This is a genomic window from Bacillus alkalisoli, assembly GCF_002797415.1.
Lineage (GTDB): Bacteria > Bacillota > Bacilli > Bacillales > Bacillaceae_I > Bacillus_CD > Bacillus_CD alkalisoli.
The window spans coordinates 697,718-712,770 of sequence record NZ_KZ454944.1 but is presented as its reverse complement, the minus strand read 5'-3'; the positions used below and the strand labels follow the sequence as shown (position 1 = coordinate 712,770).

16 protein-coding genes and 1 riboswitch are annotated in these 15,053 nt (G+C 35.9%); of the genes, 6 read left to right on the top strand and 10 right to left on the bottom strand.

Features of this window, described 5'->3' with window-relative positions; genetic code table 11:
- Positions 1-27 precede the first annotated feature (27 nt).
- The 3 genes from CDZ89_RS03290 to CDZ89_RS03280 form a co-directional block, all read right to left on the bottom strand.
- Complete coding sequence (locus CDZ89_RS03290; RefSeq protein WP_100333269.1) at positions 28-1,500, bottom strand: DEAD/DEAH box helicase; 1,473 nt, start codon at positions 1,498-1,500, stop codon at positions 28-30.
- A gap of 77 nt (positions 1,501-1,577) precedes the next feature.
- Positions 1,578-3,974: a ribonuclease R gene (gene rnr / locus CDZ89_RS03285; protein ID WP_096156690.1), complete on the bottom strand. Its 2,397-nt coding sequence runs from the start codon at positions 3,972-3,974 to the stop codon at positions 1,578-1,580.
- A gap of 166 nt (positions 3,975-4,140) precedes the next feature.
- On the bottom strand, positions 4,141-4,875 hold the full coding sequence (locus CDZ89_RS03280) for an alpha/beta hydrolase (RefSeq protein ID WP_096157067.1): 735 nt from the start codon (positions 4,873-4,875) through the stop codon (positions 4,141-4,143).
- A 492-nt stretch (positions 4,876-5,367) separates the two neighbouring features.
- A riboswitch (cyclic di-GMP riboswitch) is annotated at positions 5,368-5,449 on the top strand.
- Positions 5,450-5,646: 197 nt separating this feature from the next.
- Between CDZ89_RS03280 and CDZ89_RS03275 the strand changes: the two genes are divergently transcribed.
- Both CDZ89_RS03275 and CDZ89_RS03270 read left to right on the top strand, forming a co-directional pair.
- Positions 5,647-5,781 (top strand): anti-repressor SinI family protein, encoded by a 135-nt coding sequence (locus CDZ89_RS03275; protein WP_100333268.1) that lies wholly within the window; start codon positions 5,647-5,649, stop codon positions 5,779-5,781.
- 96 nt (positions 5,782-5,877) lie between these two features.
- Positions 5,878-6,204 (top strand): helix-turn-helix domain-containing protein, encoded by a 327-nt coding sequence (locus tag CDZ89_RS03270; RefSeq protein ID WP_100333267.1) that lies wholly within the window; start codon positions 5,878-5,880, stop codon positions 6,202-6,204.
- Positions 6,205-6,243: 39 nt separating this feature from the next.
- Here CDZ89_RS03270 and CDZ89_RS03265 read toward each other — a convergent pair whose 3' ends face one another.
- Entirely contained in the window at positions 6,244-6,447 is a 204-nt protein-coding gene (locus CDZ89_RS03265) for a hypothetical protein (RefSeq protein ID WP_100333266.1), read from the bottom strand.
- 195 nt (positions 6,448-6,642) lie between these two features.
- Positions 6,643-6,915, bottom strand: a complete 273-nt coding sequence (locus tag CDZ89_RS03260; protein ID WP_100333265.1) for a hypothetical protein — start codon at positions 6,913-6,915, stop codon at positions 6,643-6,645.
- Positions 6,916-7,805: 890 nt separating this feature from the next.
- On the opposite strand from CDZ89_RS03260, the gene CDZ89_RS03255 reads away from it, so the two are divergent.
- Positions 7,806-9,032, top strand: a complete 1,227-nt coding sequence (locus CDZ89_RS03255; protein WP_100333264.1) for an IS4 family transposase — start codon at positions 7,806-7,808, stop codon at positions 9,030-9,032.
- Between the two features lie 201 nt (positions 9,033-9,233).
- Here the strand turns inward: CDZ89_RS03255 and CDZ89_RS03250 are convergent, their stop codons facing one another.
- From CDZ89_RS03250 to CDZ89_RS03230, 5 genes are all read right to left on the bottom strand, one after another.
- Complete coding sequence (locus CDZ89_RS03250) at positions 9,234-9,752, bottom strand: signal peptidase I (RefSeq protein ID WP_100333263.1); 519 nt, start codon at positions 9,750-9,752, stop codon at positions 9,234-9,236.
- The gene (locus tag CDZ89_RS03245; RefSeq protein WP_100333262.1) at positions 9,733-10,482 is read right to left on the bottom strand and encodes a hypothetical protein; all 750 of its coding nucleotides are present in this window, start codon (positions 10,480-10,482) and stop codon (positions 9,733-9,735) included. The genes CDZ89_RS03250 and CDZ89_RS03245 overlap by 20 nt, the downstream gene beginning before the upstream one ends.
- Positions 10,483-10,593: 111 nt before the next feature.
- Entirely contained in the window at positions 10,594-11,229 is a 636-nt protein-coding gene (locus CDZ89_RS03240; protein WP_100333261.1) for an LPXTG cell wall anchor domain-containing protein, read from the bottom strand.
- Between the two features lie 70 nt (positions 11,230-11,299).
- Positions 11,300-12,058, bottom strand: a complete 759-nt coding sequence (locus tag CDZ89_RS03235; protein ID WP_100333260.1) for a TasA family protein — start codon at positions 12,056-12,058, stop codon at positions 11,300-11,302.
- Between the two features lie 74 nt (positions 12,059-12,132).
- Positions 12,133-12,714: a signal peptidase I gene (locus CDZ89_RS03230; protein WP_157842671.1), complete on the bottom strand. Its 582-nt coding sequence runs from the start codon at positions 12,712-12,714 to the stop codon at positions 12,133-12,135.
- A 265-nt stretch (positions 12,715-12,979) separates the two neighbouring features.
- On the opposite strand from CDZ89_RS03230, the gene CDZ89_RS03225 reads away from it, so the two are divergent.
- The 3 genes from CDZ89_RS03225 (at position 12,980) to CDZ89_RS03215 (ending at position 15,044) form a co-directional block, all read left to right on the top strand.
- Positions 12,980-13,336, top strand: a complete 357-nt coding sequence (locus CDZ89_RS03225; RefSeq protein ID WP_100333258.1) for a helix-turn-helix domain-containing protein — start codon at positions 12,980-12,982, stop codon at positions 13,334-13,336.
- A 10-nt stretch (positions 13,337-13,346) separates the two neighbouring features.
- Positions 13,347-13,469, top strand: a complete 123-nt coding sequence (locus CDZ89_RS20260) for a hypothetical protein (protein WP_264755080.1) — start codon at positions 13,347-13,349, stop codon at positions 13,467-13,469.
- A gap of 363 nt (positions 13,470-13,832) precedes the next feature.
- Positions 13,833-15,044: an ATP-binding protein gene (locus CDZ89_RS03215; protein WP_100333256.1), complete on the top strand. Its 1,212-nt coding sequence runs from the start codon at positions 13,833-13,835 to the stop codon at positions 15,042-15,044.
- Positions 15,045-15,053 lie beyond the last annotated feature (9 nt).

Genomic DNA, 15,053 nt, shown 5'->3' with positions numbered 1-15,053 from the left:
CGAAGGTATATGCCTTCGACTTTTTTATTACCTTCTCCCTCTTCCGCCGCGGTTGGAGGTAGATGATGAAGCTCCACCTCTTGAAGGTTTGCTTCCGCTAGCATTTCTTCCACTAGAACCTCTGCTGCCTCTTTGTGGTCCGTCGCTCTTAGAGAAACGGTCACTACGGTTAGATGAAGCTTCACCAGTTCTTGGTCCTCTATCATCTCTACGTGCGTTGTCTCTGCCTCGTCCTTCTTCTCGACCAGTAGCGTTTTTTCTTTCACCGAAACTACTGCGACCAGAACCTGAACGTTCTTTATTTCTTTCGATATTGCGTTCTTTTCTTTCTTTTGCATCTGTAGGTTTTGCATTTCTGTCTCGAGGTTCTTTTACTTCGACTTCTGCAATTTCTACCACTTTTCGTTCAATCTTTCTATCGATCCCTTTTTCTAGCATTTCTAAAAGTTGCTTATCCTTTAATGCTGCGAAAGTAACCGACACTCCATCTTCTCCGGCACGACCTGTTCGACCGATGCGGTGGATATAGCTTTCCACATCTTCTGGCACGTCATAGTTAAAAACGTGTGTTACTCCTTCAACGTCTAGTCCACGCGCCGCTACATCTGTTGCAATAAGCAATTGGATTTTTGCTTCGCGGAACCTTTTCATGACATTTTCTCGTTTTGCTTGGGAAAGATCTCCGTGTAATTCATCTGTATTGTAGCCTTTCGCCTTCATCTCTGTTTGCAGTTTGCTCACACGTCTTTTCGTGCGACAAAAAATGATACCTAAAAACGGCTGCATCTCATCGACCATTTTACATAATGCTTGCTGCTTTTTACGGTCTGTTGTTTCCACCACATATTGTTGAATTTGCTCCACCATTTTCTCTTTGTCCCGAATCTGGATGTGATGTGGATTACTCATATAGCGTTTTGCAAGTTTACGAATGTCTTTCGAAATCGTTGCAGAAAAAAGGCCAGTCTGCCTTGTGTATGGCGTTTCTTTTATAATATCTTCTACTTCATTAATAAAACCGATGTGAAGCATTTGGTCTGCTTCATCTAAAATAAGTGTCGTTATCTCACTCAAGTCAATCGTTCCACGGCGAATGTGATCTAACAAACGTCCTGGTGTTCCAACAACAATGTGAATGGAACCTGCTAACTTTTTAATCTGTCTATCCACATCTTGTCCACCGTACGCTGCTAAAATGTTGATTTCTCCACCGCTTGGGGATAACTTTTCTAGTTCTGATGTTATTTGTAATGCTAACTCACGAGTTGGCGTTACAATTAGAGCTTGAATGTGGGTAGCTTGTGGATTAATTTTTTCTAAAATCGGTAAAAGGAATGCGATTGTTTTCCCTGTACCTGTTTTTGCTTGTGCTACAACATCTTGTCCATTCATTAAAACCGGAATCGTTTCTTCTTGAATAGGAGTTGGCGTTCTTACGTCTTGTTTTGCTAATAGTTGTATTAAATGCTCAGAAATACCGAGCGTTGTAAAATTACTCAATTTTTGTTCACCTCAAAATTTATTATACCCTTTATACAGACAAAAGAAGAGCCTGTTCGTTAGGCTCTTCCCCCATCTTATCGTTTTTTCTTTTTCGTACGTTTTTGTTTTGGTGCATTTTCGAAAAATGCTTTTTTCTTTTTACGGTCGCCACCTTGCCCGCCACCACTACTCTTTGAATCTTTTGGACCTTGTGTTGTCCAACCAATTTCAAATGTATAATCATCGATGTCGCTTGCACTTTTACGCTTTTGACTACGGCCTTTTGGTGGCTTTCCTCGATCACTTGTAATGACACGTGGTGCAGCTTTTTGATCAGGGCGTCTAGTCCCTTTCATTCCTACTACTTCAAAATCAATCGAACGTTCGTCTTTGTTTACATTCACAACACGAATCGTAATTTCGTCACCAATTCGGTACACTTTACCAGTACGTTCACCTATCATCGCGTAATGGCGCTCATCATAACGATAATAGTCATCTGTTAAATAACTTACATGTACAAGACCTTCAATTGTATTTGGCAGCTCAACGAACATACCGAAGTTAGTAACGGAGCTAATCATTCCGTCATACTCCTCGCCGACTTTATCTAACATATATTCCGCTTTTTTCAGCTCGTCTGTTTCACGTTCTGCTTCTACTGCACGGCGTTCCATGTTAGAAGAATGTTCCGCGATTTCTGGTAACATCTCATTCCACTTTTCTTTCGTTTTCGTGTCCATTTTGCCTTCTATTAAATACGTACGAATTAACCTGTGGACAATTAAGTCTGGATAACGACGAATCGGTGAAGTGAAATGTGTATAATATTCTGTGGATAACCCAAAGTGACCTAGGCTTTCCTCGTCATATTTCGCTTGTTTCATCGAGCGAAGCATGACAGTTGATACAACCATTTCTTCTGGCTTTCCTTGTACCGCTTCAATAATTTCTTGAAGCGCACGTGGGTGAATCGTGTTTCCTTTTCCTTTCACAACATATCCAAAGTTTGTAATAAACTCGAAGAATCGTTGTAGCTTTTCTTCTTTCGGATCTTCATGGACACGGTAAATGAACGGTACATTCATCCAGTGGAAATGCTCGGCAACTGTTTCGTTCGCAACAAGCATGAATTCTTCGATAAGACGCTCCGCAACAGAACGCTCGCGCAACTCAACATCTGTTGGCGTTCCATCTTCTGTTACTAACACTTTTGCTTCTTTAAAATCAAAGTCAATCGCGCCGCGTGTCATACGTTTGTTTCGCAGGATTTCTGCAAGCTTTTCCATCTCGTGGAACATCGGAATTAACGGCTCGTATCTGTTAATAACTTCTTCATCTTTATCCACAAGAATTTTATTCACATCTGTATATGTCATTCGTTCTGTTGTCTTAATCACACTGTGGAAAATTTCGTGTTTCACGACTTCCCCACTGCTTGAAATTTCCATTTCACAAGACATCGTTAGACGGTTTACTTTCGGATTTAGTGAACAAATACCGTTAGAAAGTCTATGTGGAATCATTGGAATCACTCGGTCTACTAAGTAACAACTCGTTCCGCGGTCTTGTGCTTCCATATCAATGGCTGAGCCTTCCGTTACGTAATGTGTAACGTCGGCAATGTGTACGCCTAGCTTGTAGTTACCGTTATCTAGCTTTGTTACTGTAACTGCGTCATCTAAGTCTTTAGCATCCGCACCGTCGATTGTGACGATCACTTGGTCACGTAAGTCGCGGCGATCTTTTATATCTTCTTCATTAATTTCATCTGGTGCAGCGTTTGCTTGATCCAATGCTTCTTTTGGAAAATCGCCAGGTAATCCGTGCTTGTGGATAACCGAAAGGATGTCCACACCTGGGTCATTTTTATGCCCAAGTATCTGGATAACTTCTCCTTCTGCACTTAAGCGCCCTTCTGGATATGTGGTTAACTTGACCACTACTTTATGTCCTTCTACCGCTCCGTTTGTTGCATTTTTCGGGATAAAGATGTCGTTTGATACTTTTTTATCATCAGGAATAACAAAACCGAAATTTTTACTTTCCGTATATGTACCTACAACTTCTTTAATTCCACGGTCAACAATTCGAATAACAGTACCTTCTTGGCGAGATTCCCCTGATGCTTGACGGTTAACTCTGACTAACACTGTGTCACCGTGCATCGCTGTGTTTAGTTCATTTGGTGGGATGAACACATCGTCCATCTCTTGGTCTTCTGGCATAACGAATGCGAAGCCTTTCGAGTGCCCGATTACCTTCCCGCGGATTAAATCCATGCGTTCTGGTACACCGTAACGGTTGCTTCGTGTTCGAACGATTAAACCGTTTTCTTCCATATAAACGAGTGCTTTTACAAATTCTTTAAATTCCTCTGAATCTTTAATACCAAATGCTTCTTCTAGTTCTTTTGTGGATAATGGCTTGTATGCTTCTTCTTTCATATGAGAAAGTAACTTATCCACATGTTGTTGAATGTTTTCTTCCATTGAATATCCCTCCTTTTATTAGAGGCTACGTTAGTTACCGCTGTTGATTGGATTGCAAGTCTCCGCTTTCCGCGGGAGTCTACGACTTGCAATCCAATCAACCGCTAGATTTTGTAATACTAATACGATATAACACAGCCTTTGTTTTAATTTGATTCAAGTCTACTTACCAATCTAGTGTTTCTAGGAAGTCGTAGATGTCTTCGTGTAGTTGTTCTTTTTCTTTGTCGAGTGTGATGACATGGCCGGATTCTTCGTACCATTTTAGTTTTTTGTTGTTGTTTTCTACTTCGTTGTAGATGATGTTGGCACTGTCTGTGTTGATCATGTTGTCGTGACGAGCTTGGACAACAAAAGTTGGTGCATATATCATATCGACATTTTCTCGAACTTCTGAAATGAGTTGTTGCAGTTCTTTAAGTGTGTTCATCGGTTGAAATGTACTTATCTCTGTTTCTATTTGTTCTTCTGATTTCCCTTCACGCTTCTTCCATTCTCTAGCGTATTCTAGCACGCCTTTATACATGACATCTTCGCTTTTTATATACATAGGTGCACACATAGGCACAATACCCTTGATAGGTACAGTGTAACCTAATTTCAAGGAAAATACGCCTCCAAGTGACAATCCAACCGCTGCAATATTTTCATGACCTTTATCTTTTAAAAATTGGTAGGCATTCAGGACATCTTGCCACCAATCTTCAGGACCTGTATGAACTAACTCCTCTGGCGGTACACCGTGACCTTTATATTGTGGAGCATGACATGTGTATCCTTTTTTCTCCAGAAAACGACCTAACATTCGCACGTCTGCAGAATTCCCCGTAAATCCGTGCAATAATAAAACCGCACGTTCGCCACCTTCAAATGTAAATGGTTCAGGTAACTTCACTTTCATGTTGAACATCCTTTCTCCTCATATTATCTATTAGTAGTATGTGTAATTTTCTATTCATTAGATAATTTGTATCCGAAAGAATATATTACCATAATCAGAGAAAATGGGCATTTATAAGGCCTGCACCATTACTTATACGTATGTCCCATGAAAAAGTTCCTTGTTTTTTTCTGTCGGTAGTTTCTTGAATTTTATAAAAATAGTTAAATAGTCCTATTTATTAACTCTTTATTTTCAGACAATTTCGACATAAATCTTTGGTCTATCATGTTAGTAAAATTCTACAATGTATATCTTTTTCCTTTTTGTATAATATCTTCTAAGAGAAATCCTGTATTTACCACTATACTCATAGTACTTCTCCATCAAATTCTGTTATTTTAAAATAATTTTTGTGTATCGACACATATCTGCAACATCCTAATTTTGGTTATTTTATAATGACAATGGATGTAAGACAACTACTGTAATTTTAGTCGTATGACGAACGAATCAGTCCAAGGGCAAACTTGTTGAAAAGCAAGGACGCAAAGTCGACAGATCTAACGTAGAAAAGTGCAGGGCGTTTGCTCAGCGGCGCACAAAAAGGACCGGTCTGGTAGGAGATAAAGGAAACACGAAGAGCGACGTAAGGAGTGATTCGATGTTGACTTATCGTCCGGACAGAACGGGAAGTTTGATAGCCGCTAACGCACGGAGCTAGACAGTACCGAATCTACCAAGATGGCTGGACTGCCTGAAATACCGCAAGTATTTTAGGAGGGAAAAAGTATGGGGAATGCATTACTAGAAGTAACTGAAAATTTAGACAGAGAATGGGTAGAACTAATAGGATCAGCATTAGAAATGGGGATAAGCGCAGAAGAAATAAGAGATTTCCTGCAAAGTTTCCCTACTAACAATTAAATAGAAAAACGGATAGTTATGTAAGCATATTCGTTCGAAATATCTAACAAAACCTTCGTTATATGATATAATGTTCGTATAAGGAAGGTGAGCTGTATGATCGGTGAACGAATAAAAAAATATCGACAAGAAAAAAAATTATCCATGTCCGAATTAGCAGAACGAGCGGGTGTAGCAAAATCATATTTAAGCTCTATCGAACGTAACCTGCAATCCAACCCGTCCGTGCAATTTCTTGAAAAAATCTCTTCTGTCCTAGGAGTGCCCGTCAACACATTTCTCCACGACGAAGACCAAAATACAGAAAAAAACCTTGATCCAGACTGGGCAAATCTCGTAAAAGATGCCATGGATTCTGGTGTAACGAAGGATCAATTTAAAGAATGGTTAGAATTTAATAAATGGAAAGCTAGTCAAAAATAAAGCGCTCTTGCGATGGCAAGTGCGCTTTTATTATGTATGTTAAACAACTTTATCTATCGTGCATCGAGTTAAATAGATCTTCATTCTTTTCTTTCTCATATCAACATCCTGTTCTTTAAAGGATGTTGCTACAAATGCTTTTCCACCTGTTAGATCTTCTGAACAACTCGGGCATGACCAACTAATAAACTCACAACTTCCATAAGCAATCTTCTTACATCTTTGGCAAGTTTTCATGTACATTATTACATCCCCTTTTATTAAATTGTACTTTAATAAGAACTGTTTGTTTTTAATAAAGAACACCTTAGTTGTAATTTAACCTTGTAACTATTCATCACAAGGTTCAGGTACTTAAGCTTCTTGCATTACTCTTCTTCTTACGAAATAAAGTATGCCGCTCCTACTATAACAAGTGTTACACCAATTAATAGAAGGTTATATATCTGTTGCGGTTACAGGTAGTTTGACCCCGCCATCTACAGGAATAATTCCACCTAATGCTCCTTCCGCATAAAACATAAATTCCACCTCTGCTGCTACTCCTTGAAATTCATTCCCAGCTTCTTTTGGAAACAAAATAGTAAAGGTTAGCTTTTCTTCTCCTGAAATAGAAATCATTCTAGCATCTATTTTATTAAACTTACTTAACATTCCATCATACAGAATTTTCTCTTCCGCTTTAACGTCAACTCCAGCCACTTCATACAATTATCTTGACCCAGTAGTTAATGAAGCTGATGCAAAATAATTAAAATCTTTCGAACCGCTTTTTATAATGAGCAACTCTCTTTTTGCCCAATCACCAGGTTTAATATTTTCAAGCTTAAACAACTCTCTCTGGCGTAAGCATTATATCGATCTCTCTTACTCCCTTTGCAGAAGAGGCGTTAATGTGCTGTATGCTCATGGCGAAGATTAACACCATATACGAACTCATAAATAATAGTTTCTTTATCATAAGTCTCTTCCTCGCTTCTACTAAGGGGTTAGTAAGTCATAGCCGTTTGTTTTTAATTGTATGTATGTAATATCTAGCTAATTCATTTTTTGCTACTATTAAATGCGCTTTCTCTAACTAGTCCTAATTTCACCGTACTCACAAAACTAATCGTTCATTATTAAGAATATTCAATTTTAGTTTATTGCATAGATTAGTTGAGGTAAACTATTAAATACGGTTATTTTTTCGTTATAATGAACTACATGCTACGGAAATCTTTTGTATTCTTCGATTCTCTTATTATTTTGTTTTTTATAAAGAATTTTAGAGGTTTTTATTTTCATTAAAAAGAACGAAGGGATATCATAATTAGTACTTTACTTAGACACTAGAGGCATCATTTGTACCCTTGTGTACTAATAATATTTTGACCTATAGTTTAATGAGACTTATATCAATATATAAGTTTATTCGATTAAGGGGTTTTATTCGTTGGACAAGGTACCTGACCCACTAGCGTTGCACAACATACAAAAATTGTAAGAGGGTAAGATAAAGTAGTATTTTTTAATAGACAAAAATAAAAAAAGCTCCTATTGTAGAAACGTTAGATGTTTGTTCCCGAAAACAAACTTTCTACAAAAGGAGCTCCAAGCATATGAATATGTTAACTCAAGAAACATTACTGCGTCAATGCTTGTCATTGTTACCGACAGAAAATCTTTCATGTCCACTATTCAACTATCATAATAAGAAATTAACTACGGAAGCGCTAATAAAAATTTTCGTTACTGCACAACTCGATAAATGGAGCTCATATAATGAGTTCTCTATAAAAATGAGAGCTAATAAAGATCTTATGGATTATATAGATGTTGATAGTATAAGTAGTTCACAATTAAGTAGAAGAATTAATGAACTCGATACTACCATTCTACAAAAACTCTTCTTAAAGCTGGTTGGGGAACTTATTTACCATACAAAGAGTATGACAGGCCTGCCTGCTAAAATAGGAAGACTTAGAATCGTTGATTCAACACACATTAAGCTTCCTGCCATTTTATCGGAGTGGGCACACGTTACAAAAGGCTGGACAGTTGTAAAAATGCATACTCGATTAATTGTAGCGTCCCCAGATGTTAACTATCCAGATAACATCGTTCCATCTAATGGAAAAGTTCAAGACCATGAAGGTGGAGATGTACTAATAGAAGTCTCAGACGCTACATATGTAATGGACCGTGGTTACATGGATTTCTTTCGAATGAACGAGTGGATAAAAAGTAATATTAAATTTGTTATCCGTATCAAGAAAGATAAAGTTGTTGAAAAAGTATTAGAGGAATACGAGGTTCCAAAAGGTTTAGCTGTCCAAAGAGATGCAAAAGTTGTATTAGGCGAAAGAGGTAAAATGGAACCGATTCGTATTGTTGAATACGTTGATGAAGAAGGAAACTTCTACAAGGTTGCCACAAACAGATGGGACCTGAGTTCAGAGTCAATCGCTGAAATCTATAGGAATAGGTGGCTAATAGAGCTTTTCTTCAAATGGATAAAACAATCCTTAAGATTAGTAAAGGTATGGAGTACTAAACCGCAAGGTATATGGAACCAGATGTTTATTGCGATGATAGCCCACCTCTTAACGCTAATTATTCGTTTGAAAACTGATTCAAGTAAGACAATGTTAAGTGTCTTAAGGCATATAAGAACTTACCTCAATCAACCATGGGAAGCTTTTATAAGTTCACTAGAATACAAAACACCAAAGACATCTAAGGGAAGACAAAAAGTCCCTGAAAGAACAAAAAAACCAGTCGAGTATGGTAATTTAGCGCTGATAGTAGAAGAAAAAAAGAAACGAGTAAAGAGAAAAATCAAGTAATCTAATATACAAAAAATAGGAACAAACGACAACCTAAGTTAAGGTTGTCGTTTTTGCTCCCCACGGTAAAAAGCGATTGTAAATTTTTTGTTTTTTTCAATTATATTTCCAGTTATGCAACGCTAGTGTACCTGACCCTTTGTCCATCCAACCTAAAAAAATATGAGTGGACGAGAAACTGACTCTCTGTCCACTTGAAACTTAATTCTCTTGAGGAAAATACCTCGTATATTTCTTAGGTTTTAATATAAATTTTTTTAATAAGGCGTAAGAAATATACCATACAGGTACTATATAAAAAATAATAAAACCCCAGGGACTCGCTATCCAACTTATTACATACCCTAAATAGGGAACATGAGCTACATAAGTACTTTTTATACTACTACTATCTACCAATTCTGTATTATGATAAGCAACCGCATCCCCTTTTGTCATAACGGAATCGTTTTTAATATCTACAACGCGGTGAGTTACAGTTACCCCTGTATTATCCTCAAATGTAACAATATCCCCTATATTAATAGATTTTTCTTTAGAGGATTTTGAAATTAATAAATCTCCAGCAGAAATAGTCGGCTTCATACTATCAGACAATACTATTGCTACATTTAACTTTCCAGTCATAAACAAAAAACTAAATAAAGAAAGGATACAAATTAACAAAGCAGTTAGCCCTATTAATATTACTTTTTTTACGTTAATCTGTATCCTCTTCATTCTCTTCTTCACTTCTTTCTGTATCTTCTTCAGTATTCTCTACTTCATCTTCTTCTGAAACGTCATTTTGTATATCATCCTCATTTATACTATTATTCACTTTTTCGTCTAACATTTCTTCTTCAGAGTCACTCAAGCTCTCTTCACTTTCATTAACTGTGTCTGTATTTGCTGAATTGACTTCCTCCGTGTTTTGTACCTTATCAATTCCTTTATCAGCTTTGTTACTGCTCTTGACTAATAACTTTTCATCAATTATTAAATCAACAAAAGATGTCGTATATCCATCTTTCTTTACTTTACCAGGTGGATTATGAACTTTTTCTCTTAACTGTTTCTTTTCATATTCATCACCATTATCCGTTAAAGCAAAAACATCAAAATAAACCCATTGTATGTTACAATGAACGTACTCCCTGTGGTCAACTTCAAATATATAGGTTCGAGTTTCACCTATTGCTAAATCATTATCAGAAACGTTTGATGGGGTTATAATATAATTATTTTTAGGATGGGAGTCCTGCCCAGCAACTATTTCTAATATATTTATCTGGTGACCAGTATTATTTGTAATATCTAATTCTATTAAGCATCCCCATTGTCCATTTGTTATGGTCCCACTAAACTTGACACTATCAGAAAAATATGCAAATGTCTGGAATCCTACTACGCTTTTGGAAATGATAAAAAGTCCAATCATTACCGTACAGATCCATATTTTTTTATTCACTTTTACACCCCTTTACATATTAGCCGTTACCTAAACACTTCGTTCTTAATTAAGAATTACTAACTACATTTTATCCTATTTCTTTTAAAAAATAAACAAATTTACACATTATTAAGAACGGATTTTATTTAACTTAAATCGTAAACGTATTACAAGTAATGTACCTATAACAAATAAACCCAAACCAAGTAGCATGTAATTGAAAGAATTAGTTGCAGTGTCAGGCAATGTGCTTCCTCCTGGATTTGTAGAATCAACCGGGATAGTAGGTTCATCTTTATACTCCTCTTCCGCTACAAATATTAAATTTAACCCTGTTGATAATCCTTGATATTCATTACCTAATTCATGTGGGACAGAAAACTTAAAAAGTAGTTTTTCTTTACTAAATATAGATACCTTTCTATCAGATAACCCTTGAAAATCCTGAACTTTACCGTCAAAAAACATATTATTATCTGAATCTAGGACAGTTAGCTCAAGAGCATTGTAATACTTTTGTGATCCGCCATTGAATTCGACAAAAGTTGAATACGAAAATCCGATATTTCCTTTATTTAGTACTTCTAGTGGCTTTATAATTTGATCGCCTGGTTTTAGACCACCTAAGTTTATGAATGTACTACTAGGGAAGGTTTCAATAATTAACACTTTTTCAGAGTCTGTAGCGCCAGTCTGAAAAATTGGTGTGTATATAATGAAAAAAACTGTAGAAATAATTAACACCAATAAATATTTAATTTTCACAAAAAAACCTCCAAAATAAAGGCTTTAAAAAAAGATGGAGATTGAATAATCTCCATCTCTATATTAATTATTAATTCTTTTTATCGTCCATATCTACATCATCACCAAATTGGTTTCTGTATTCTCTATCATTAATGTTGTCAGTTGGACGGTATTCTCCTCCGCCACCATCTTTAAAGTTATCTAGGTTTTCTTTGTCATAAAGTTTTCCTTCGTACTGTAATCCAGTAAAGCTAAACTTAATATCAGTTACATCACCTTGTAATTGGTTTTGTTTTTCACCTGTATCAGCAAATTCTAAAACATATGTTACAGCTTTAATATGATCCCATGACCCTGATACATGTGCAGGTAAGTATCCAATGTACTTACCAACATCACTAATCGTATGAGTATTCAATGTAGTATCTACATTATTTGTAAGGGAAGAAAGTTGAGCTAATGTCACATCTCCTGATAGTTCCCATAATGCTAATAAATCTACACCACCAAATTTTAACTCTCTAACATAAATAGCCCCATCAGTTCCTTTTACACTACTTGCATCAATATCCATAAATACGTTCATAGGTAAAGTACCTTGATTGTTTAATACCATTGCAGGATCTTGGTTATCATGCTTAGCAACAAGTTTGTCTCCTGGTTTCCAACCAGTGATGTTAAATGACTCTAAGTAAGGCTCATGTGGCTTTAACACGATTGTTCCGTTTGTAAATTTACTGTCCGTTGATGTTGAATCACTGAAATAAGCAAATGTTCCTCCGATAGTAGCCATAGACGCTAAAGCGATCGTAGCGGCACTACCTAATAATTTTTTCTTAATGTTCATTAGTAAAATTCCTCCTCAGCTATGTAGCTATTAATATTTATTGAACTTCTCTATCGAGAGAAGATACAACCTAATTAGGCAATACTTTTGTTCTCATTTGTACTTGGTTCATTTCCTTTGGATTGTTCCCATCGTGATAACAGCTTCCATACAGAGAAAACTTCGATACCAATTACTAACAAACCAGGAATTATTAAAGCTAAACCTATTCCTTTCTTGGATTGAAGAAAGGATAATATATAACCAAGATATGGAATAGTAATATCTGAATGCTTACCTAAGATATTTTGAGCAGGTATAGGCATTGGATCTGCTGCTTCATTGCTATCACCTTGTGCGATAAATTCTAATTGACCAAAATTAAATATCTCAGTTATTCTATGCGTTATTATTCTAGTATTCTCATGGATAGGAGATTCGAAAGTTATAACATCTCCAACTTGTAATTCCCTCGGATCTACTTCTTCTACAAATATTGCGGAACCGGTTGGTATGGTAGGTTCCATCGATCCTGATAAAACGATCATCATTGTTTTCCCAAAAAATTTGGGCGTTCCACCTGATAGATGAGATGAAATGGCTAGAATTGCAGCAAATACTAAACAAAATAGCAGGATACCCGTTGTTATTTTGCTTATTATTTTGAGAAATTTCACTTTACCGCCTCCTAATACTTTCAAAATAATAAGTTGGTGTTCGTTGTAGGTTTGTTATTGTTCTCTTTAACGAACCTTACAATACGAAGTATATAACACATTGTTCGTTATGAAAAACCTTAAATTCGTTTATTTTTCGTTAAAAAGAACATATAACCTTCGTTTACCTCCTTATTTCTACCATTTCCTAACTATTTTGTTTTTTATAAAGAATCTTTCGTACTTTATAATGAACATTATGACATACATATAAGGGGAAAGTGATATGGTTGGTGACCGGATTAAAAAGTTGCGGAAAAGTCGTGGTTATTCGATAAGTGAATTGGCGGAGAAAGCTGGTGTTTCTAAGTCTTACTTAAGTTACTTAGAACGCGATCTCCAAACAAACCCTTCCTTACAGTTCTTAAACAAGATTGCTTCTTCGTTAGGTACCGATATCGAGTATTTATTAAATGGTGGAACAGATGGAGTAAACAACTCCCAAACAGATAACCTTTTAATAGATGAAGAGTGGACTAGACTACTTCAAAAGGCAATCAAGGAAGGTATGACAAAAGAGGATTTTATTTACTTTCGTGATTATTTACATTTTAAAAAATGGCAAGAGACAAAAAAGAATTAAGGGAGATAACATGGACATCGAATATGAGTTAGATACCGATTGGATTAAAATGATTATAGAAGCAAAAGAAATGGGGATGACAAGAGAAGAAATAAGTCAAGCATTAATGGAGCTTAATAAAATAGTTAAATAAGTACTTTAAGGGAGAGCATCGTGTCTCTCTTTTTTCTTTGGGCTCTTTTCATAAAGATTGTTGCTTTTAGTTTTAATTTGAAAACAAGAGTGGATTGGAGCGGAAGGCACTGGACTCCTGCGGGAAGTAGAGCGAAGCGTGAGACCCCACAGGCGGAAAGCCGAGGAGTAGGTTTTTTCACGATAATGAAAATAACCTTCCCCTGAGCTCCCCGCGGAAAGCCAGTGCCTGCAGCGGAAAGGAACGGATAACATTCTTATATAGCTAAAGTTTATTGAAAAACAACAAAGTTTACGAAAAGAGCCTTTTAATTCTACCATTCTTTAGTAAAATAAAAGATATGACAAAATTTGAGGTAATTACATGAACATGAAGAACCAAAAGCATTTGCCAAAGGAAAATATATATTGGATATTTACTATTACTAGTATCATCTTAATGACGTTAGGGTCTTTCATTGAACTGTGGGAGAATGGAATAACTACTACATTTATTATACATCTACTAATGGTACTCGTTATTTCGGTACTATTAATTATTTATCCTAAAAATAAGAGCATTTATACGAAATATGCGTTGAATATTGCAATGCCTATATACTTTTATGCGATGTTTATTATGTATCCTTTTACACTTTCTCCTTTTCTTATTATTTGTTTCATACCAGGGATAGCCATATTGTTCTATAATCAAAAGTTATTTTATTTTTCATTAATTAATAATGTTGTAATCGTCATTTCCTTTATGGTTTATGTATTCCTTGTGGATCAAGGAGCGGGGTTTCCAATTTTTCATAAAGATTTAGCAGGTTATGCGATTAATTTTCTAGCATGCCAAGCAATGCTTTATTTTATTTTTGCACTGCTACAGAAAAAGATTGAAGAGCAAAGACAATATTATCAGCAACTTCAAGCCGATGAACGGTTAAAGACTACCGGACAATTGGCTGCAGCAGTTGCACACGAAATCCGAAATCCCATTACAGTTGTGAAAGGGTTTATTCAATTATATGAGCAAGACAAGCAACTACCTGAACATGTTAAAAAGCACTATCAATTAATGTTAGGTGAGCTGAATACAGCTGAAACCGTTATTTCTGATTTTTTAACGCTAGCAAAGCCTGATGTCAATGAGGTAGAAAGTATTGAAATAAAGCCTGCTCTCTATAATGTAATGGATTTATTAAATACGTATGCTTTAATTGATACCATCCAAATTGAATTAGACATTGAAGATGATTATTCTATCCAATGTACATTAATCGAATTTAAGCAGTTATTCGTCAACTTATTAAAGAATGCGATTGAAGCTTCCGAGCATGGGGGAACAGTTCGAGTAACGGTGAGAAGAGGCAATAGTAGAGTAAAAATCGTCATTGTCGACCAAGGTGTTGGTATGTCTAAGGAACAATTAAAAAGAATCGGTACCCCTTTCTATTCTTTAAAAGCAAAAGGTACTGGTCTCGGATTAATGATATGCTTTAATATCGTTCAAAAATATGAAGGAACGATTGAATTCTTTAGCAAAGAAGGCAACGGAACAGAAGTAACCGTTACGTTTCCATTAGTTGAATAGATATAAAAA

What these genes read in the sequence shown, in the direction of transcription:
- rnr (WP_096156690.1), bottom strand. Translation starts at nt 3,974, where the DNA reads ATGGAAGAAAACATTCAACAACATGTGGATAAGTTACTTTCTCATATG.
- CDZ89_RS03280 (WP_096157067.1), bottom strand. Translation starts at nt 4,875, where the DNA reads ATGAAAGTGAAGTTACCTGAACCATTTACATTTGAAGGTGGCGAACGT.
- CDZ89_RS03275 (WP_100333268.1), top strand. Translation starts at nt 5,647, where the DNA reads ATGGGGAATGCATTACTAGAAGTAACTGAAAATTTAGACAGAGAATGG.
- CDZ89_RS03270 (WP_100333267.1), top strand. Translation starts at nt 5,878, where the DNA reads ATGATCGGTGAACGAATAAAAAAATATCGACAAGAAAAAAAATTATCC.
- CDZ89_RS03265 (WP_100333266.1), bottom strand. Translation starts at nt 6,447, where the DNA reads ATGTACATGAAAACTTGCCAAAGATGTAAGAAGATTGCTTATGGAAGT.
- CDZ89_RS03255 (WP_100333264.1), top strand. Translation starts at nt 7,806, where the DNA reads ATGAATATGTTAACTCAAGAAACATTACTGCGTCAATGCTTGTCATTG.
- CDZ89_RS03250 (WP_100333263.1), bottom strand. Translation starts at nt 9,752, where the DNA reads ATGAAGAGGATACAGATTAACGTAAAAAAAGTAATATTAATAGGGCTA.
- CDZ89_RS03235 (WP_100333260.1), bottom strand. Translation starts at nt 12,058, where the DNA reads ATGAACATTAAGAAAAAATTATTAGGTAGTGCCGCTACGATCGCTTTA.
- CDZ89_RS03225 (WP_100333258.1), top strand. Translation starts at nt 12,980, where the DNA reads ATGGTTGGTGACCGGATTAAAAAGTTGCGGAAAAGTCGTGGTTATTCG.
- CDZ89_RS20260 (WP_264755080.1), top strand. Translation starts at nt 13,347, where the DNA reads ATGGACATCGAATATGAGTTAGATACCGATTGGATTAAAATGATTATA.
- CDZ89_RS03215 (WP_100333256.1), top strand. Translation starts at nt 13,833, where the DNA reads ATGAACATGAAGAACCAAAAGCATTTGCCAAAGGAAAATATATATTGG.